General features: G+C 59.7%; 20 protein-coding genes. 12 read left to right on the forward strand and 8 right to left on the reverse strand.

Going from position 1 to position 17,549, the window contains the following annotated elements; all coding sequences use genetic code 11:
• The first annotated feature begins 34 nt into the window (after positions 1 to 34).
• The 3 genes from C5L12_RS01740 (at position 35) to C5L12_RS01750 (ending at position 1,883) form a co-directional block, all read left to right on the forward strand.
• Positions 35 to 967: a ribose-phosphate pyrophosphokinase gene (locus tag C5L12_RS01740; RefSeq protein ID WP_105370272.1), complete on the forward strand. Its 933-nt coding sequence runs from the start codon at positions 35 to 37 to the stop codon at positions 965 to 967.
• 60 nt (positions 968 to 1,027) lie between these two features.
• The gene (locus C5L12_RS01745) at positions 1,028 to 1,516 is read left to right on the forward strand and encodes a Kazal-type serine protease inhibitor family protein (protein WP_105370273.1); all 489 of its coding nucleotides are present in this window, start codon (positions 1,028 to 1,030) and stop codon (positions 1,514 to 1,516) included.
• Positions 1,517 to 1,625: 109 nt separating this feature from the next.
• On the forward strand, positions 1,626 to 1,883 hold the full coding sequence (locus tag C5L12_RS01750) for a hypothetical protein (protein WP_105370274.1): 258 nt from the start codon (positions 1,626 to 1,628) through the stop codon (positions 1,881 to 1,883).
• A gap of 37 nt (positions 1,884 to 1,920) precedes the next feature.
• Here C5L12_RS01750 and C5L12_RS01755 read toward each other — a convergent pair whose 3' ends face one another.
• Entirely contained in the window at positions 1,921 to 3,366 is a 1,446-nt protein-coding gene (locus C5L12_RS01755; protein WP_105370275.1) for a hypothetical protein, read from the reverse strand.
• Between the two features lie 242 nt (positions 3,367 to 3,608).
• On the opposite strand from C5L12_RS01755, the gene C5L12_RS01760 reads away from it, so the two are divergent.
• From C5L12_RS01760 to prmB, 5 genes are all read left to right on the forward strand, one after another.
• Positions 3,609 to 4,217, forward strand: a complete 609-nt coding sequence (locus tag C5L12_RS01760; protein WP_105370276.1) for a 50S ribosomal protein L25/general stress protein Ctc — start codon at positions 3,609 to 3,611, stop codon at positions 4,215 to 4,217.
• A gap of 209 nt (positions 4,218 to 4,426) precedes the next feature.
• Positions 4,427 to 6,805 carry an EAL domain-containing protein gene (locus C5L12_RS01765; RefSeq protein ID WP_105370277.1) on the forward strand — a complete coding sequence of 793 codons (2,379 nt, stop codon included), beginning with the start codon at positions 4,427 to 4,429 and terminating at the stop codon, positions 6,803 to 6,805.
• Between the two features lie 65 nt (positions 6,806 to 6,870).
• Positions 6,871 to 7,596, forward strand: coding sequence for a substrate-binding periplasmic protein (locus C5L12_RS01770; protein WP_105370278.1), 726 nt, complete (start codon positions 6,871 to 6,873; stop codon positions 7,594 to 7,596).
• Between the two features lie 79 nt (positions 7,597 to 7,675).
• Positions 7,676 to 8,404: an aminoacyl-tRNA hydrolase gene (pth, locus tag C5L12_RS01775; protein ID WP_105370279.1), complete on the forward strand. Its 729-nt coding sequence runs from the start codon at positions 7,676 to 7,678 to the stop codon at positions 8,402 to 8,404.
• 50 nt (positions 8,405 to 8,454) lie between these two features.
• Positions 8,455 to 9,393 (forward strand): 50S ribosomal protein L3 N(5)-glutamine methyltransferase, encoded by a 939-nt coding sequence (gene prmB / locus C5L12_RS01780; RefSeq protein ID WP_105370280.1) that lies wholly within the window; start codon positions 8,455 to 8,457, stop codon positions 9,391 to 9,393.
• A gap of 3 nt (positions 9,394 to 9,396) precedes the next feature.
• Here the strand turns inward: prmB and clpS are convergent, their stop codons facing one another.
• The 3 genes from clpS to C5L12_RS01795 all read right to left on the reverse strand — a co-directional run bounded on the left by clpS (position 9,397) and on the right by C5L12_RS01795 (position 10,482).
• Positions 9,397 to 9,705 carry an ATP-dependent Clp protease adapter ClpS gene (gene clpS, locus C5L12_RS01785; protein ID WP_105370281.1) on the reverse strand — a complete coding sequence of 103 codons (309 nt, stop codon included), beginning with the start codon at positions 9,703 to 9,705 and terminating at the stop codon, positions 9,397 to 9,399.
• 95 nt (positions 9,706 to 9,800) lie between these two features.
• Positions 9,801 to 10,205, reverse strand: a complete 405-nt coding sequence (locus C5L12_RS01790; protein ID WP_105370282.1) for a type II toxin-antitoxin system VapC family toxin — start codon at positions 10,203 to 10,205, stop codon at positions 9,801 to 9,803.
• Positions 10,192 to 10,482, reverse strand: coding sequence for an AbrB/MazE/SpoVT family DNA-binding domain-containing protein (locus C5L12_RS01795; RefSeq protein WP_105370283.1), 291 nt, complete (start codon positions 10,480 to 10,482; stop codon positions 10,192 to 10,194). The genes C5L12_RS01790 and C5L12_RS01795 overlap by 14 nt, the downstream gene beginning before the upstream one ends.
• A 161-nt stretch (positions 10,483 to 10,643) precedes the next feature.
• On the opposite strand from C5L12_RS01795, the gene ychF reads away from it, so the two are divergent.
• The 3 genes from ychF to C5L12_RS01810 are packed head-to-tail and all read left to right on the forward strand — an operon-like array spanning position 10,644 to position 12,703.
• Positions 10,644 to 11,747, forward strand: a complete 1,104-nt coding sequence (ychF, locus tag C5L12_RS01800) for a redox-regulated ATPase YchF (protein ID WP_105370284.1) — start codon at positions 10,644 to 10,646, stop codon at positions 11,745 to 11,747.
• A 21-nt stretch (positions 11,748 to 11,768) separates the two neighbouring features.
• Complete coding sequence (locus C5L12_RS01805; RefSeq protein ID WP_105370285.1) at positions 11,769 to 12,239, forward strand: MaoC family dehydratase; 471 nt, start codon at positions 11,769 to 11,771, stop codon at positions 12,237 to 12,239.
• Entirely contained in the window at positions 12,236 to 12,703 is a 468-nt protein-coding gene (locus C5L12_RS01810; protein WP_105370286.1) for a MaoC family dehydratase, read from the forward strand. The genes C5L12_RS01805 and C5L12_RS01810 overlap by 4 nt, the downstream gene beginning before the upstream one ends.
• Positions 12,704 to 12,728: 25 nt before the next feature.
• On the opposite strand, the gene C5L12_RS01815 is transcribed toward C5L12_RS01810, so the two are convergent.
• The 4 genes from C5L12_RS01815 to petA all read right to left on the reverse strand — a co-directional run bounded on the left by C5L12_RS01815 (position 12,729) and on the right by petA (position 16,207).
• Entirely contained in the window at positions 12,729 to 13,265 is a 537-nt protein-coding gene (locus C5L12_RS01815; RefSeq protein ID WP_105370369.1) for an adenine phosphoribosyltransferase, read from the reverse strand.
• Between the two features lie 113 nt (positions 13,266 to 13,378).
• Positions 13,379 to 14,263, reverse strand: a complete 885-nt coding sequence (locus C5L12_RS01820; protein WP_105370287.1) for a cytochrome c1 — start codon at positions 14,261 to 14,263, stop codon at positions 13,379 to 13,381.
• 28 nt (positions 14,264 to 14,291) lie between these two features.
• Positions 14,292 to 15,614 (reverse strand): cytochrome b, encoded by a 1,323-nt coding sequence (locus C5L12_RS01825; protein WP_105370288.1) that lies wholly within the window; start codon positions 15,612 to 15,614, stop codon positions 14,292 to 14,294.
• 14 nt (positions 15,615 to 15,628) lie between these two features.
• Positions 15,629 to 16,207 (reverse strand): ubiquinol-cytochrome c reductase iron-sulfur subunit, encoded by a 579-nt coding sequence (gene petA / locus C5L12_RS01830; RefSeq protein WP_105370289.1) that lies wholly within the window; start codon positions 16,205 to 16,207, stop codon positions 15,629 to 15,631.
• 394 nt (positions 16,208 to 16,601) lie between these two features.
• Here petA and C5L12_RS01835 point away from each other — a divergent pair, with 394 nt between their 5' ends.
• Complete coding sequence (locus C5L12_RS01835) at positions 16,602 to 17,546, forward strand: endonuclease/exonuclease/phosphatase family protein (protein ID WP_105370290.1); 945 nt, start codon at positions 16,602 to 16,604, stop codon at positions 17,544 to 17,546.
• Positions 17,547 to 17,549 lie beyond the last annotated feature (3 nt).

Here is a 17,549-nt window from a genome sequence, read left to right on the forward strand (position 1 = left end):
GGCCCGCATCCAGCTTCAAAACAGGCGGACCGCAATGAAGGTTTTCGCAGGCAATTCGAACCGGCATCTCGCCGACGCGATCTGCAGCTATCTTAATGTACCAGTCGGAAAAGCCAGCGTAAGGCGATTTGCAGACCAGGAAATCTTCGTTGAAATTCAGGAAAATGTGCGCGGGGAAGACGTGTTCGTCATCCAGTCGACGTCCTTTCCGACCAACGACAACCTGATGGAACTGCTGATCATGATCGATGCGTTCCGGCGCTCCTCCGCCCGGCGCATCACCGCAGTGCTTCCCTATTTCGGCTATGCGCGCCAGGATCGCAAGGCGGGTCCTCGAACTCCCATTTCGGCAAAGCTCGTCGCCAACCTGATCACCGAAGCCGGGGCAGACCGCGTATTGACGCTTGATCTGCATGCTGGCCAGATCCAGGGCTTTTTCGATATTCCGACCGACAATCTTTATGCGGTGCCGATCCTCGCCCGCGACGTCAAGGAGCATTACGACCTCAACAATGTGATGGTCGTTTCGCCTGATGTGGGCGGCGTCGTCCGCGCCAGGTCGCTTGCCAAACGTATCGACTGTCAGCTCGCCATTGTCGACAAGCGCCGCGAACGAGCCGGCGAGTCCGAAGTCATGAACGTCATCGGCGATGTCCACGGCAAGGATTGCCTTCTGATCGACGACATCGTCGATTCCGGCGGAACGCTCTGCAACGCGGCGGAAGCGCTGCTGAAGAACGGGGCGACAAGCGTCACCGCCTACATCACCCACGGCGTCCTCTCCGGCGGCGCCGTCACGCGCATCGCGACATCCAAGCTGCGCGAACTGGTGATCACCGATTCCATCCAGCCGACCACGGCCGTGCAGTCGGCCCCCAACATCCGGGTGATCACCACCGCCAATCTGCTTGGCGAGGCCATCAACCGCACGGCGATGGAATCATCGGTCTCCAGCCTGTTCGACTGAGCTTTTCAACTGCAGGTATTTCGATAAGGTCCTCGTACCAACAACGAGGAGAGATTCGCGATGAACGGCTTTTCCGGACGATCGAAGACATGGGCTCTTGCCCTTCTTCTTCCCGTGCTTTCGAGCTGTGTCGAAGACGGGCCCGGTCCGGGCGGTTACAATCCGCCTCCACGCCCCTGGCCCGAACCGCGGCCGCAGATGTGCACGATGGAATATCGGCCGGTCTGCGGCGAGCGCGGCGGGCGCCTGGAAACCTTCGGCAATGCGTGCCAGGCGCGCGAGCGCGGCTTTCGGATCGTCGGCACCGGCGAGTGCTCGCGTCGCCCGGACCGGCCCGACTGGGACGATCGTCCCGGCCGGCCCGATTGGGACAGGCCGCCTCGTCCGGATTGGGATAGGCCCGAGCGCCCCGATGAAGGCGGCGCCTGCACCCGGGAATACCGGCCCGTCTGCGGGCAGCTTGGCCCAACCCGGCGAACCTTCCCGAATGCCTGCGAGGCCTCGAATGCCGGCTTCCGATCGGTCACGCCGGGAGAATGCCGTCGCTGAACCGGCGGGCACGGCGAGGTTTCCTTGCAAAACACCAGGGCAACCGTCCTGGTGTTTTGCTTTGCCGGGCTGCTTTGACTAGGTAAGGACCAGACGCAGGAGATTCCGCATGGCTGCACGCGACCGCTATTCCCGAAAACTCGAATGCTCCCAGTGTGGGAATACCGGCTTTGCCGAGGTATCCGAGACCGACGACAAGCGGCAGAACAATCGCGACTTCCGGATCGACGAACTACCGCGCGGCTTCTTCACCGAATTCCCGTCGACCGACCCTCGCAAATACATGCTGCGTTGCGGCCAGTGCGGACACAAGTTCCGCTTCGAGCAGAAAACGATCTATGCACCAGGCGGCGAGCCTCGCCGCTGACCCGCAGCCTCGGGTCAGCAAGCGCTACCAAGCCCGCCTACTGGAGTACCTGCCCGTTGACGGTCAGGCTTTTGCCATCTTCGAATTTGATGTCCCAGCGCAGGCGGCCATCGGCCTCGGTCTTTGCCATTCCCTTTGCCATCATCACCGCGAAAGAGACCTGGTTGAACTGCGGGTCAGCCTTGGCGGCCTGTTGGAAGTACTGGATGAGCTTATCCACGTCCCGGGCAAAAATCGAAGTCTCGAGCGTGTAGCGATCCTTCTGGTCCGGGTAACCGCTCATCGCTCCGGAAGCCTCGACGTCATAGAGTGGGGATTTCGCAACGACCTTCGGAAAGTCGATCTTGATCTGGCCGTCCGGAAGGAAGGCTTCGCCAAGACGCGCGCTTTGCGCCTCGGGCAAGGGGCCGGAGGTCGAGAGGTCGATTTCCATAAGGGTGTCGACAAAGCGGGTGAAGTTGAGATCGGTGATCCCCATCTGTATCTCGGCGATTTCAGGCACCAACTGCGCGTAAAGCTCTGGGATGAGGCCGGGCGGAGCGGAAATGTTCTCCACCCCGATGCCGAAGCCGATTCGCGTCGCCTCGGAAGGTTCCGTCATGGCAAGCGTATAATCCAGTTTGCCCAGTTCGAAATCGCCGATCTGGCTGGCCACCACGAAACGGTTGAAGGTGATTTTTTCCGACAGCGAACTGAAGAAGGGCATCGCGCCACGGATCAGTTTCTTCAGCTCAGCGAGCTCGGCCGGCGAGGGTTTTTCATTCTTGACGAGTTCAAGCCCGAACGAAACGAGATTTCGGATCTTTTCCGGCACGACGCCCTCGACACCAACGTCGAAGTCGAGGCTCTCGGCACGGATCTGTATTGGCGCGTTCTCGGCGGTGGTAACCCGCTCGTAGAATCTCGAAAATGCCCCCCTGCCCCGGAAATCAGTGGCGCCAGCTATCGCAGCCCCAGTCGAGGTGAGGGAATAATTCATGGCGGCGAAGCTCGCCTCAAGCTCTTCGGCTCCGGTCTTGGATACGATACGGATCGGCCCGGACGTCATCTCTCCCGAACGGAGATAGCTGATTGTCGGATCGAAAATTCCCGAAAAGACCGCATCGGTCACCGAATAGGTGAGATCGGTGGACTTGCCGTCCGGCATCTTGCCCTGAATGGAGACGTTCAGGTCGCTGTCGCTGTTGAGCTTCCACAGCCCGCCGTTCACCGGCGCCGCAAAAACGGAGAAAGGCGTCAGGCCGGATATGGAAAAGTCTCCACTCCCGATATCGCCGAGAAGCTTGGCGAAATCGTATTTGATTTCGTAGCGCTCTCCGGAAGGGATAACTGTCAGAAACCCGCCGTTCCGCACCTCCTCGGGCAAATAATGGCTGAGGTCGTCGCGAAGTTTGCGAGCACCCTGATCGTTGATTTCTGCTGCTGCAAGCGGCTGCACAAAAGACACTGCCGCTACGCCCGCTGCAATCCATATCCGTCGCATTTCCTGAGGCCCCTTCCCTCGCTGACCGAGACGTGAATTTGGATATGGCAGAAGAGAAGTCAAGCTCGCGTTGTTGGAGCTGTCGCAATACTTGCGCTTCCGGCGCCTTTGTATTATAGCCCGCCCGTCCGCGCAGACACCCTTGGAGGCAACGCGGATGAAGCGCATCGGACGATGCCCTTCGGTTTGACGCGGCGACCTCGCCGGGAAAAACTCTCCAGACAACCTCGAAAGGATATGCCATGAGCCACGCATCATACGAGCTCAAGGCCGAGGCGCGCGAACGGGTAGGTAAGGGGTCCTCCCGTGAACTTCGCCGCAACGGTTTGATTCCCGCTGTCATCTATGGTGACAAGCAGGCCCCCCTCGCGATCGCACTCTCGACCAACGAAGTGACGAAGCGCATCCACGCCGGCGGTTTCATGACCACCGTCGCAACCATTGAAGTCGAAGGCCAGAAGATCCAGGTTCTCCCGAAGGATTACCAGCTGGATCCGGTCCGTGACTTCACCATGCATGTCGATTTCCTGCGCGTTTCCGGCGACACCGAGGTTTCGGTCGAAGTTCCGGTTCACTTCGTCAACGAAGAGAAGTCGGCAGTCAAGATCGGCGGCGTCCTGAACGTCGTTCGTCACGAAGTCGAGCTTTACTGCCCGGCCAACGACATTCCGGAATTCATCACGGTCGATCTGGCTGGCGCCAAGATCGGCGACAGCCTCCACATCTCCGCGGTAAAGCTGCCGAAGGGCGTTCGTCCGGTCATCGCTGACCGCGACTTCACCATCGCCACGATCGTTGCCCCGGCTGGCGGCGTCGAAGAAGCTGCAGAAGAAGCGCCTGCTTCCGAATAACGAAGCAGACAATCCAACAAAAGAACCCGCCTTCGTCGGAAGGCGGGTTTTTTATTGCAGAATATACAACTTCTTTACTACGGTTCTACAACCGGACAAATCTCGCCGGCCCGGTTCAGTGAAGTTTAATCAATGCATGAAAGCATGACCTGAATTTTAGGATAAGGGAACAATCCGGCATCGCCGGAGGATAAGTGCGGGAAAGACGAATGACTCGTTCTGTGGAGAGTCGTTTCATCGCGATCATTTCTAGCGCCCTGCTGGTCGTCGTCGCTCCGCTTTTCACGCTGTTTCTGGCGCTCTCTTCGCAACAGGCAGCCAAGAACCAGGGTGAGCATGTCAATGTCATGCTGATCACCAACTCCCAGGCGCTTGGGAAGCCGCTTTGGGACCTGGACACCGACAGCATCCGCCAAATCGCCTCCGTACTCATCGCAGACTCCGCCATTTTCGGCGTGCAGATCAACGACAACACCGGCAAGCTCAATATTGCAGAGGTGGATGTCAACCCGGTTGATTTCCGCGGGCTGCAATCGATCTCCGAGCCGATCTTCTACAAATCCCAGCAGGGAATGCGCAATGTCGGCAGCATCACCGTCTACGTGCCGAAGCTAGGATGGTTTTCCGCCCTGCACGAGATGGAAATGGCCTTCATTTCCATCTTCATCATCGCGATCCTGACCGTTTTCGGAGCCGCCATCCTCGGCAACCGCGTGATGGTGATCAAGCCGCTGATGCGGCTGACGGCCGCTATCGAGGCAACCCGCCGCCTCGGCTCGCGCCACCACGTCGACTGGCGCTCCAATGACGAGATGGGCCGGCTGGCCAAAAGCTTCAACGAGATGCAGAGCCTCCTCGAACGCGAGGAACGGGAACTGAAACGGGCACATCAGCAGACGACGGAGATCTACAATCTCACTCCGGCCATGTTGTTCTCGCTTGACCGCAACGATCAGATAGCTGCCGTCAGTGACTATTGGCTGCTTGCCACCGGTTATCGCCGCGACGATGTGATCAATCGTCCCTTTGCCGATCTCGTGGCTCCCGCAGACAGGGAGATCTACCACCAGCGCAAGGTACAGGGAAAATCGAGCGGTCCGGTGATCGAGGTGACGGTCCGCTTCCTTTGTGCCGATGGCCGCATGATCGACGTTCTGATCGTCGAAACCGAATTGAGTGCCGCAAGCGGCAGCATTCCCGGATCGCTCAGCGTCATGACCGATGTCACCGAACTGAAGCAATCGGAACTGCGCAATCACCAGCAGGCCATATCCGATCACCTGACCGGGCTATTGAACCGCCAGGGCTTCGAGGCGATGCTCGACCGGAAGATTGCCGAGGCGGATGAGGCACAAACCGAAGTCGCATGCCTTTTCGTTGATCTCGACCGATTCAAGGCGATCAACGACAATCTCGGCCATGCAGCCGGCGATGCTATCCTGTGCCAGTTTGTCGAACGAACAAAACCGATGCTGCACGAGAACGACAGCGCATCGCGTCTCGGCGGCGACGAGTTCGCAATCCTGATTGCTGGCGCCGACGCCCAGCATCGCGCGATCGACCTGGCCCAGACGATCGTCGGCATGTTCGAGGTGCCATTCTGCGCGCACGGCACCGGCGTCCGGCTCAGCGCCAGCATCGGTCTCGCCTTTTATCCCACCCATGCCGCCAGCGCCGCAGAACTCCTGCAGAAATCCGATATGGCCATGTATGCGCGCAAACGCGACGGCAAGAATGGGTCGCAGGTCTATGATCCGGCCATTCTGGACCAAACACGGGAAAGGGCCGAGATCGAAAGTGATATCGAAGCCGGCATTGCCGCCAACTGGTTCGAGGCACATTTCCAGCCGATCGTCGACATCGACACCGGCGTGCCATCGGGCTTTGAAGCGCTGATGCGCATGCGTCATCCGCGCAAAGGTTTGCTGTCGCCGGCAGGCATTATCAGCGTCGCCGAGGAAACCGGGACTATCGGCCAGATCGGCAACCTCATCCTGGAAGAGGCGATGGCCAACCTTGCCCGGGTGTCGCACCTGCCCGGGATGGAAGAAACCTATGTCGCCGTCAATTTTTCGCCGCTGCAGTTCGAGCCCGGCCTGCTCGCCCGCCTTGCCGGACTGATCGGCCGTCATGGCATCGCCCCATCGCGCCTCGTCATCGAGATTACCGAAGCGGTGCTGATGCATGACAATCCCGAGATCCGCACCATCCTCAACGATCTTCACAATCTCGGATGTCGGATTGCGCTTGACGACTTCGGAACGGGTTATTCCTCGCTCAGCTACATGAGCCGTTTTCCGGTCGACATCGTGAAGATCGACCAGTCCTTCATCCGTTCGCTGACGGAACAGGCCGGCGATATCTCCACCAAGAATCGGATGCTGGTCGAAGGGATAAGCGCGATTTCCCATAAGATGAATTGCAAGGTCGTCGCCGAGGGCGTTGAAACGGAAGATCAGCGCGCGCTGCTCCGCCAGATGGGCATCGACTACGCTCAGGGCTATCTCTTCTCGAGGCCCCGCGAAATTTCCGAACTGGTCTCGGCCCTATCTGCCCGGCAGGCCGAAGTGAGGTCCATGGCGAGTTAGAGCATCGTCTCCGCCGGACGACATGCTGAGTCAGGAAGACAACGTGCTCGTTTGGAGGGGAACAGATGAAAAGGGCATTACTGCTTCTCGCCAGTTTCAGTTTCGCGTCTGGTATCGCTGCCCAGACCCCCGTTGTCTTCATGACCGAATCCTACCCGCCCTTCAGCTATCAGGAACCGGGGGGCAAATATCGCGGCGCCGGCATCGACCAGATCGAGATCATCATGCGGGAGACCCAGGTTCCATACACACTGGAAATCCTGCCCTGGGCCCGAGCGATCGCCATGGCGGAAACGCAAGCCGACCACTGTATCTTCGCGGCAGCCCGAACAGCGGAGCGCGAGGCCCGGTTTAAGTGGGTGGTTCCGCTTTTCATTGACCGCAATATTCTGGTCCGGCACGGCAGCTCGAAAGTTTCGGCGACCACAATGGACGAAGCCAAGCACTATACGGTCGGCACCCATCGTGCCGATTATACCGAAGGTCTTCTAAGGAGCTTCGGCTTCCCGAAGATCGACCTCAGTTCCGACTTCGATACGACGCTTCGCAAATTGCTTGAGGACCGCATCGAGATGATGCCCATGTCGGAAGGCGCCTACGAAAAGCTTAGAGCGGCTGGAACCGCAGTCGAGAAAGTGTTTGTGTTTTCAGAGCAGGATCTCGGCATTGCCTGCAACAGGGCCACGCCCGATGAGCTGATCACGACGATGCAGGCCAATCTCGACAGGCTCATCAAGGACGGCGTTCAGACCGCCATCTTCAACCGTTACGGCATCAACCAGCCCAAGTAGCACTGCTCGACAATGAAACCGGTTGACATTGCCGGCGTTTCGCGTTGGTGAAGACCATCAGCGAAGGACGGATTTCTTCATGCTTATCATTGCGGGTCTCGGCAATCCCGGTTCCAAATATGCGGGCAACCGGCACAATATCGGCTTCATGGCGGTCGACGCGATCCAGCGGCGGCCCGGCTTTTCCACGTGGTCGAAGAAATTCAAGGCAGAAATCTCCGAAGGCGAACTCGCCGGCGAAAAGGTGCTGCTGCTGAAGCCGCAGACCTTCATGAACCTCTCCGGCGAAGCCGTCGGCGAAGCGATGCGTTTCTATAAGCTCGGCCCGGAAAACGTCGTCGCGATCTATGACGAACTCGACCTGCCCGCCGGCAAGGCCCGCATCAAGACAGGCGGCGGCCACGGGGGCCACAACGGCATCAAGTCTCTCGACGCCCATTGCGGCAAGGACTATCGGCGCCTGCGCCTCGGCATCGGCCACCCCGGCGTCAAGGAACTGGTGCATAATCACGTGCTGGGCGATTTCGCCAAGGCCGATCAGTCCTGGCTTTCGCCTCTCCTCGACGCGATCGCGGACAATGCCGAGATGCTGGTGAGAGCCGAGGATTCGCAGCTGATGAATAAGCTGGCGCTTGCCATCGGCAGCAAACCGGACGACGAGAAGCCGAAGGCCGAGAAGGCCACGCAACCGAAGCTGGCCGGCAAATCGCATATTCATCAGGCCCGCGGCGGCGCCAAGGCGAATATCCCAACTAGCGGCCCGATGGCCGAGATCCTGAAGAAGATGTTCGGCGACAAGGGTAAGTGAGACGGCTCCGGCTGCTTCCCGAGAAAACAGATACAATCGGAAAATCTGGAATGAACAAGGCTACCAACCCGAGCGACGTCACCGGCGAGCTCTTCACGCTTCGCGACTACTGGCGCTACGCCATCTCCCGCTTCAACGCGGCCAACCTGAGCTTCGGGCACGGCACGACGACGGCGGGTGACGACGCCGCGTTTCTTATCCTCGATTCGCTCGACCTGCCGATCGACGCGCTCGATCCGTTTCTCGATGCGCGCCTGCTGCCGGCTGAACGCCGTCTCCTCGCCGAGCGGATCGAGGCGCGCGTCACAACCCGCAAACCAACGTCGTACATTACCGGCCATGCTTATATTCAGGGCGTGCGTTTCCACGTGGACGAGCGGGTCATCGTGCCGCGCTCGCATATCGGCGAAATCCTGTTCTCCGAATACCTGAGCGGGGAAGGCTCGTCCTTCCTCCCGGATCCCCTCAGCGTGGAAAGCGCGGTCGACATCTGCACCGGTTCCGGATGCCTTGCCATTCTGGCGGCCAAGTTCTTTCCCAATGCGGAAGTCGACGCTGTCGACCTCTCTCCCGATGCGCTGGAAGTCGCGAAACTCAATGTCACGGAGCACGGGGTCGAGGGCCAGGTCAGCCTTTATGAAGGGGACTTGTTCGCGCCACTGGGCAAGAAGAAATACGATCTGATCATCACCAATCCGCCTTATGTGGATCATGAGGCAATGGAAGGCTTTCCAGACGAGTTCCGCGCCGAACCCGCCATGGCTTTCGATGGGGGTGAAGACGGGCTCGATATCGTCCGGCAGCTGCTTGCCGAAGCGCCAAAGCACCTCAACCCGGGCGGTGGCATGCTTTGCGAGATCGGCTCGGGGCGGGAGATCCTTGAAGAGGAATTTCCGGATCTCGAACTGCTGTGGCTGGAAACGGCGGAATCCCAGGATGCCGTCTTCTGGGTCAGCGCCGAAGCACTGGGCGTCCAAGCCGGGGAATAAGCCCTATTCCTCGGGTTCCGTCGTGAACATCAGCGGATAACCCGCATCCTTGGCGAGATCCACGGCCTCCTTGGCTTTGGTCTCGGCGATATCCTTGGCGCAGACCACGACCACGCATGTGCCCATGCGATGCGCCGTCAACATGACCCGATAACCGGTCTCCTCGCTCATGCGGAAGACGGCCTTCAGCACCATGATGACGAATTCGCGCGGCGTATAGTCGTCATTGACGAGTATCACCTTGTAGAGCTTCGGCCGCTCGACTTTGGGCTTTGTGGTCGTTTTCGGTTTTAGGGTAGTGTCCTCGGCCATCGGCCTCTCCTGACGATGCAATCCTATCGGGAGACATGCCGGCTATATCGCACCGCAACCGCCATATTTCAAGCAACCGGTTGGTGAACGGCAGGTCAGCCTGCATCGGAAAGCAACAGGCAGTCGCGGCCTTTTGCGCGGATGATAGCGACCGCACGCTTGTCGAAACTCACAAACGTATCACCACCTACTCGTCGACCTTCGAATTCGATCACGCCGTCAGCGAAATCTCCGCCGGCATCAAGAAAGGCGAGGCCGGCCTCAACGGCGTCGCGATTGCAGGAGATCCTTGGATCATCGACAAGCTTACGCAGTGACAATGCTATATCGGGTGCATCAAGCTTATAGCTTCGCGAAAGGACCCAGACAAATTCGCAAATCGCCGGGAGCGGCAACGCGATTGCATCAAGCTCGGCAAGATAACGTCTTGCCAGGTGGGACTGCCATACATCGTCATCGAGCACCGCCCGTAGGAGCAGGTTCGTATCAGCGATGATCATTTTCGCCCGCCCAGGCCTTCGCGATCTCTTCGTTGATTTCCTCGATGGTCAAGTGAACGTTGTGCTTATTCTTGAGGCTTCCGAAAAATGCTTCGAGTCCGCCTGTCTTCTTATCTTTGACGACATCCTTACCGGTGGTTTTCAGGGCTGACAGTTCGAGCGTTCCGTCGGCGCGTTCCACCACGGCAACCTGGTCGCCCGGCCGCATCCCGAGACGCTTCAGGACATCCTGAGTGAGCGTTACCTCGCCCTCTTTCGTCACTGTGAAAACGGTCATTGCCGACTCCTTCTCCGTTAAAATAAGATCAAATGGCCCTGCCCGCAAGGCAACCGCTCTGGCCCTTTCGCCTTGCAGTGTCCCGACCAAGCCTTGACCGTCAGGACAGTTTCCCCCATAGCCACAGCAACGAAATTTCTAGCGATATAGGGTCCGGACCCATGGGTTTTAAATGCGGTATCGTGGGCCTGCCGAATGTCGGCAAGTCCACCCTCTTCAACGCACTCACCAAGACGGCGGCAGCGCAGGCCGCCAATTATCCCTTCTGCACGATCGAACCGAACACGGGCGAAGTGGCCGTTCCCGATCCCCGCATGCAGAAGCTTGCGGCAATCGCCGGCTCCAAGGAAATCATCCCGACGCGCATCTCCTTCGTGGATATCGCCGGCCTGGTGCGCGGCGCGTCGAAGGGTGAAGGCCTCGGCAACAAGTTCCTGGCCAACATCCGCGAAGTCGACGCGGTCGTGCATGTGCTGCGCTGCTTCGAGGACGACGACATCACCCATGTCGAAGGCCGCATCGATCCGGTCGGTGACGCCGACACCATCGAGACCGAGCTAATGCTCGCCGATCTGGAAAGCCTGGAACGCCGTGTCGAGCAGACCCGCAAGCGGGCGACCGGCAAGGACAAGGATTCGATCGCGCAGCTGCCGGTGATGGAAGCGGTGATCAAGCTCCTGAACGACGGCAAGCCGGCCCGGCTGCTTTTGAAGACGCTGGCGCCCGAAGAGATCGAGATCCTGAAGGGCCTCAACCTTCTGACCTCGCACCCGGTTCTCTACGTCTGCAACGTCGCGGAGGCCGATGCATCGACCGGCAACAAGCACACCGAGGCCGTCGCGGCGATGGCCAAGGAACAGGGCGCCGAATGCGTCGTCATCTCGGCCGCGATCGAGTCCGAAGTGGCGCAACTTCCGGAAGAGGAGGCCAAGGAATTTCTCTCCGCGCTCGGGCTTGAAGAAGCAGGCCTGGACCGGCTGATCCGCGCCGGTTACCATCTGCTGGACCTGATCACCTATTTCACCGTCGGCCCCAAGGAAACACGCGCCTGGACGATCGTGCGCGGCACCAAGGCGCCGCAAGCCGCCGGCGTCATCCACACCGACTTCGAACGCGGCTTCATCCGTGCGTTCACGATCTCCTACGACGATTACATCAACTTCAAGGGTGAAGTCGGGGCCAAGGAAGCCGGCAAGGGGCGTGACGAAGGCAAGGAATATGTCGTCAATGACGGCGACGTCATCCACTTCCGCTTCAACACCTGATATCGAGGGCGGGAGGGCCTCATGGCGGGAAACGAATTCTATTTCGAGGACTTTACGGCCGGGCGGGTTTTTCCCCTCGCGTCGAAACTGGTGACGGCCGGCGAAATCATCGAATTCGCCGGGGAGTTCGATCCGCAGCCCATGCACCTGTCGGAGGAAGCCGGCAGGGCCAGCATTCTCGGCGGGCTATCGGCCTCCGGCTGGCATACGGCCAGTGTATTCATGCGGATGATGTTCGACGGCTGGCTGTCGCGTTCCTCGTCTGAAGGCTCTCCCGGCATCGAATTCATGGAATGGAAGAAGCCGGTGCTTGCCGGCGATACGCTTTCCGGCAGGTCCACCGTTCTGGAGTCTCGCCCCCTGCGCTCGCGCCCCGGTATTGGCCTCGTGAGGTTCCTTCATCAGGTGGAGAACCAGCGTGGCGAGATCGTCATGCGCGGGGAAAACCCCATCATGATGCGCTTGCGCGCGGCCCGCGAGGACGCCGCATGAGGCTGATCGAACTCTCCCCGCCGGGCCGCAAAGTGGTCACCGGCACCCTGCTTTTCACCACCGAGGATATCATCCGTTTCGCGAAAAAGTTCGATCCGCAGCCCTTTCACGTGGATGCGGAAGCGGCGAAGGACTATGTCTTCGGCGCCCTTTGCGCCTCCGGCTGGCACACCTGCGCCGGCTGGATGAAGACCTACATTGCCTATTGGACGAAAGAGGTCGCGCGCCTTGAGAGCGAAGGTCTCATCGCTCCGAAGCTCGGTCCCTCCGCCGGATTCAAGAAGCTTCAGTGGCTGAAGCCGGTTTATGCGGGCGACACTATCACCTATTCCGTCCAGCTCACCGAAAGCCGCCCTCTCACCTCGCGCTCCGGCACCTTTATCAACATAACCATCAACGACGGCGTGAACCAGCACGGCGACGTGGTGATGCGCTACGAAGGCACTGTTCTCGAGTTTGCGTAGGCCGGGCTGGCGTTCGCCCTCCTCCCTAATGGCCTGCGAACTCCACCAATGTCCTGACCTCGACGCCGAGCGCTTCGAGCTTCTTGCGGCCGCCGAGGTCCGGCAGGTCGATCACGAAGCAGGCCGAGACGATCTCCGCGCCCAGCTGCCGCAGCAGCTTCACAGCGCCCTCGGCAGTGCCGCCGGTCGCAATCAGGTCGTCCGTCAGGATCACCTTCTCGCCGGGCTTCACCGCGTCCGCATGCATCTCCATTTCGTCGACGCCATATTCCAGGCTGTAGGCGATGCGCACCGTGTCATGCGGAAGTTTGCCTTTCTTGCGGATCGGCACGAAGCCAGCCGAGAGCTGGTGCGCGAGCGCGCCGCCGAGGATAAAGCCCCGCGCCTCGATGCCGGCGATCTTGTCAACGCCCAGCCCCACGTAAGGCCGCACCAATTCGTCCACAGCCTGCCGGAAGGCGACCGCGTCGCCGAGCAGCGTGGTGATGTCGCGAAAGATGATGCCAGGCTTCGGATAGTCCCGGATAGAACGGATTGCGGCGGAGAGATCGGATTTGGACATGAGACCCCGAGAGAAAAATGGCAGATGGCAGGAGGCTAGCCAATCAAGTCGGCAATCCTCTCCCAACAAAAAAGCCGGCATCGCTGCCGGCTTTTTCATGCGAGACGAAAGCCTCAGTGTTCCTTGTTGGCGTAGACCGACTTCTTCGTCAGGTAGATCAGGCCGGTGAAGATCACCAGGAAGACCATAACCATGAAGCCGGTGCGCTTGCGCTCTTCCAGATGCGGCTCTGCAGCCCACATCAGGAAGGCAGAAACGTCCTTGGCATACTGATCGACCGTCTGCGGAGCCCCATCGTCATAGGTCACCTGATCCGCGCTAAGCGGCGGAGCCATGGCAAGAGATGCGGACGCAACGAAATAAGGATTGTAGTGCGTGCCTTCCGGGACTTCCATACCGGCAGGCGGCTCCTGATAACCGGTGAGCAGCGAATAAATATAGTCCGGTCCGCCTTCCTGATACTGCCTGAAGATATCAAAGACGAATTGCGGGAAGCCGCGGGTGACGCCGCGCGCCTTGGCGATCAGCGAGAAATCCGGAGGCGCCGCACCGTTGTTGGCAGCGGCTGCGGCCTGCACGTTCGGGAACGGCGACGGGAAATAGTCCGACGGCACGGCCTTGCGCGCAAACATCTCGCCATCGTCGTTCGGGCCGTCCTGAACCTCGTAGTTCGCCGCGAAGGCTTTAACCTGCGCTTCCGAATAACCGAGGTCTTCCAGCGTGCGGAAGGACACCAGCTTCATGGAATGGCAGGCGGAACAGACCTCGGTATAGACCTTCAGGCCGCGCTGAAGCTGGCCCCTGTCATAGTGGCCGAACGGACCGGCAAAGCTCCAGTCAACCTGCTTCGGATGCTGGATCGGATAATGCGGCGTGCCGCCTTCCGCGTGCTCTCCGCCGGCAGGTGCTGCAGCGTGATCGTCCTGCGCGACCGCCGAAGCAGCGCCGAACCCTGCCAGAAAGGCCAGCGACACGAGGCTTGCAACAAGCTTTTTCATTTTTTTAATCCCTCTCGGTCGCGTACTGTCAGGCGCGGGCTGTGGCAGCGGCTGCGGCGGATTTACCGTTCTTTTCGAGAACAGCTTCCGTGATGGAGTTTGGAATGCGCCGCGGCGTCTCGAACAGGCCGAGCAACGGCATGATGACCAGGAAGAAGCCGAAGTAGTAGAGCGTGCCGAGCTGGGAATAACCGACGTAGTTGCCCGCAAGTTCGCCCTTGAACAGGAGCGCCAGCAGACCGCCGCCTTCTGCCGGCATGGCGCCGAGCCAGCCGAGCATGATCGCATCGACCACGAAGAGCCAGAAAAACAGCTTGTACCAAGGGCGGTAGACGGCGGAGCGGACCTTCGACGTATCGAGCCAGGGCAGGAAGAATAGGATGATGATCGAGCCGAACATCACCAGAACGCCGCCGAGCTTGGAGTCGATCGGGCCAACATTGAAAGTGATGGCGCGCAGCATCGCGTAGAACGGCAGGTAGTACCATTCCGGAACGATGTGAGCAGGCGTCTTCAACGGGTCAGCCGGAATGTAGTTGTCCGGATGACCGAGATAGTTCGGCATGTAGAAGATGAACCAGGCATAGACGATCAGGAAGACCGATACGCCGAGCGCATCCTTGAGCGTCGCATATGGGGTGAAGGCCACGGTATCCGTCTTGGTCTTCACTTCGACGCCGGTCGGGTTCGTCTGGCCGGTGACATGCAACGCCCAGACGTGCAGGACGACGACGCCGGCAATCATGAAAGGCAGCAGGTAATGCAGCGAGAAGAAGCGGTTGAGCGTCGGCTGATCGACGGCGAAACCGCCGAGCAGGAACTGCTGGATCCACTCGCCGACCAGCGGAAAGGCCGAGAAGAAGCCGGTAATGACGGTTGCGCCCCAGAAGGACATCTGACCCCACGGAAGCACATAGCCCATGAAGCCGGTCGCCATCATCAGGAGGTAGATGACGACGCCGAGAATCCAGAGGATTTCGCGCGGCGCCTTGTAAGAGCCGTAGTAGAGGCCACGGGCGATATGCAGATAGACCGCGATGAAGAAGAACGACGCGCCGTTGGCGTGCATATAGCGCAACAGCCAGCCGTGGTTCACATCGCGCATGATCTTTTCGACGCTGTCGAAGGCGACGCCGGTCGCAGCGGCATAATGCATGGCAAGCACAACGCCCGTCAGGATCTGCACGATCAGCATGACCGACAGCATGGCGCCGAAGGTGTATGCGTAATTGAGATTGCGGGGAACGGGGTAGGAAACGAAACTGTCATGGATCATGCGCGGCAGCGGAAGCCGCGAATCGATCCACTTTTCGATGCCGGTCGATGGCTGGTATGTGGAATGACCGCTCATAAGTATTTATCCCCTCACCCGATCTGGATCACTGTGTCGGACGTAAACGTGAAAGTCGGAATGGCAAGGTTCTCCGGCGCCGGACCTTTGCGGATACGGCCCGCCGTATCGTAGTGCGAGCCGTGGCAGGGACAGAACCATCCGCCGAAATCGCCGGCCTGGCCGAGCGGAACGCAACCGAGATGGGTGCAGGAGCCGATCATGACGATCCAGTTTTCCTTGCCTTCGCCAGCCGAACGATCAACTGCCGTCGCTTCTGCATCGGCCGGAAGGTTGGCATTGCGGGCGACAGGATCCTTCAGGTCAGCCAAGGCAACGGCATTCGCCTCTTCCACTTCCTTCGGCGTACGGTTGCGGATGAAGACCGGCTTGCCGCGCCATTTGACGGTCAGAGACATGCCCGGCTCGAGCGCTCCGACATTCACCTCGATCGAAGCCAGCGCCAACGTCGAGGCATCCGGACGCATCTGATCGATGAAAGGCCAAGCGACCGATACCGCGCCGACTACGCCGGCCATGCCGGTCGTCAGGTAAAGGAAATCACGGCGCGTAGGCTCGCCCAGTGTTTCGCTATGTGTCTCGTGCTCGCTCACGGCTCAATCTTCCTTCTCACGCAATTCGCGAAAACCGCATTGCTCCCGTCCCAGGCGAATCTCGGTTGAACACAATTCGAACATAGATTCCCCGGCAATTCGGCGCGTTCTATGCTTGATCGCAAAATATGTCCAGTCTTGGCAAGTGCTGCGGGCCAGTTTGTCGCGGGAAAACTGAACGGTTGCGGCGCTCTAGTAACGCGGTCGCTACAAGCCTCCCAGACACGAGAATGGACCGATCCCGCGCCTCCCGAAAATCTCGGTTTTTCATGGCGCTCGTTCGAAAATCGCCGGGCCGACCGTTAACCGCTTTCGAGCCCACCGCATTGCAACAGACCGGAGCGCATGATAGGCGAACCGCACGGCGAAAGGCGGCCGCTGCGGACGGACCTGAATGAGACAAGCATTATCGGTTGCCATCTGCGTCATCGTGTCGCTTGTTCTTGCCGCAATCGGCACCCGCTACGTCCATCCTCACTGGATATTGGCAACGCTTTACAGCCTGCAGCTGCATGCAGCGGCGCTGTGCGTCCTCGCCATGATCCTTGCCCTGGCGGTGAAGCGGCACTTCTTCGTCTGGTTGCTGTTTGCCGCCTCACTTCTTTTTACCGGCCACGCGGTGCTGATGGGCCGGGAGTTTGCCGCAGTGCCGTCCGCGGAGGAGGCCCAAGCGCCGACCGTCCGTCTCCTCTCTTTCAACATCCTCAACGACAACTACGAAAACGCTGGGGACATCGTCCGCGCCATTGCGGGATCGGGCGCCGATCTCGTCAACATTATGGAGGCGGCTCCGCTGCGCGTTCACCTTGATGAACTGGCGAAGACATATCCCTACCGCGTGGGCTGCGGCGTCATCATTCCGCTCTGCGATCAGCTGATGCTATCCAAGACACCGATCGAAACGCCGATCGTGCGCAGCCTCAGCGACATCTTCCCCTCGCGCTTCATTCTCGCAAAGGTCACTGTTGCCGGCCGAACCATCAATCTCGTCGGAATCCACACGACGAAACCCTATTTCGACAACTTTCACTCACAGGAACTGATCCGGGCGGCTTTGGCGATTTCGGAAGCGGAAGGCCCACTCCTGGTGTCGGGCGATTTCAACGCGTCGAGCCTCGCGCCGAACATGCGGCGTTTCCTGCGCCTGACCGGGCTCAAGACGGTGGAATGGGAGCCGGCGACCTGGCCCATTCGCGCGGGCGTCTTCGGCGTCCCCATCGACCACGTCTATGCGCGGCCGCCCTTGAAGATAAAGTCGTTAACGCGGCTTGCCAACGCCCACGGGTCGAACCACTACGGATTGATGGCCGAGATCGCCATTACCGGCGCCGCGCCCTGAACC

The organism is Neorhizobium huautlense, assembly GCF_002968575.1.
Classification (GTDB): domain Bacteria; phylum Pseudomonadota; class Alphaproteobacteria; order Rhizobiales; family Rhizobiaceae; genus Neorhizobium; species Neorhizobium huautlense.

Bases quoted from the DNA above. Each gene is read 5' to 3' on its own strand.
- C5L12_RS01740 (WP_105370272.1), top strand. From the start codon at position 35: ATGAAGGTTTTCGCAGGCAATTCGAACCGGCATCTCGCCGACGCGATC.
- C5L12_RS01745 (WP_105370273.1), top strand. From the start codon at position 1,028: ATGAACGGCTTTTCCGGACGATCGAAGACATGGGCTCTTGCCCTTCTT.
- C5L12_RS01750 (WP_105370274.1), top strand. From the start codon at position 1,626: ATGGCTGCACGCGACCGCTATTCCCGAAAACTCGAATGCTCCCAGTGT.
- C5L12_RS01755 (WP_105370275.1), bottom strand. From the start codon at position 3,366: ATGCGACGGATATGGATTGCAGCGGGCGTAGCGGCAGTGTCTTTTGTG.
- C5L12_RS01760 (WP_105370276.1), top strand. From the start codon at position 3,609: ATGAGCCACGCATCATACGAGCTCAAGGCCGAGGCGCGCGAACGGGTA.
- C5L12_RS01765 (WP_105370277.1), top strand. From the start codon at position 4,427: ATGACTCGTTCTGTGGAGAGTCGTTTCATCGCGATCATTTCTAGCGCC.
- C5L12_RS01770 (WP_105370278.1), top strand. From the start codon at position 6,871: ATGAAAAGGGCATTACTGCTTCTCGCCAGTTTCAGTTTCGCGTCTGGT.
- pth (WP_105370279.1), top strand. From the start codon at position 7,676: ATGCTTATCATTGCGGGTCTCGGCAATCCCGGTTCCAAATATGCGGGC.
- prmB (WP_105370280.1), top strand. From the start codon at position 8,455: ATGAACAAGGCTACCAACCCGAGCGACGTCACCGGCGAGCTCTTCACG.
- clpS (WP_105370281.1), bottom strand. From the start codon at position 9,705: ATGGCCGAGGACACTACCCTAAAACCGAAAACGACCACAAAGCCCAAA.
- C5L12_RS01790 (WP_105370282.1), bottom strand. From the start codon at position 10,205: ATGATCATCGCTGATACGAACCTGCTCCTACGGGCGGTGCTCGATGAC.
- C5L12_RS01795 (WP_105370283.1), bottom strand. From the start codon at position 10,482: ATGACCGTTTTCACAGTGACGAAAGAGGGCGAGGTAACGCTCACTCAG.
- ychF (WP_105370284.1), top strand. From the start codon at position 10,644: ATGGGTTTTAAATGCGGTATCGTGGGCCTGCCGAATGTCGGCAAGTCC.
- C5L12_RS01805 (WP_105370285.1), top strand. From the start codon at position 11,769: ATGGCGGGAAACGAATTCTATTTCGAGGACTTTACGGCCGGGCGGGTT.
- C5L12_RS01810 (WP_105370286.1), top strand. From the start codon at position 12,236: ATGAGGCTGATCGAACTCTCCCCGCCGGGCCGCAAAGTGGTCACCGGC.
- C5L12_RS01815 (WP_105370369.1), bottom strand. From the start codon at position 13,265: ATGTCCAAATCCGATCTCTCCGCCGCAATCCGTTCTATCCGGGACTAT.
- C5L12_RS01820 (WP_105370287.1), bottom strand. From the start codon at position 14,263: ATGAAAAAGCTTGTTGCAAGCCTCGTGTCGCTGGCCTTTCTGGCAGGG.
- C5L12_RS01825 (WP_105370288.1), bottom strand. From the start codon at position 15,614: ATGAGCGGTCATTCCACATACCAGCCATCGACCGGCATCGAAAAGTGG.
- C5L12_RS01835 (WP_105370290.1), top strand. From the start codon at position 16,602: ATGAGACAAGCATTATCGGTTGCCATCTGCGTCATCGTGTCGCTTGTT.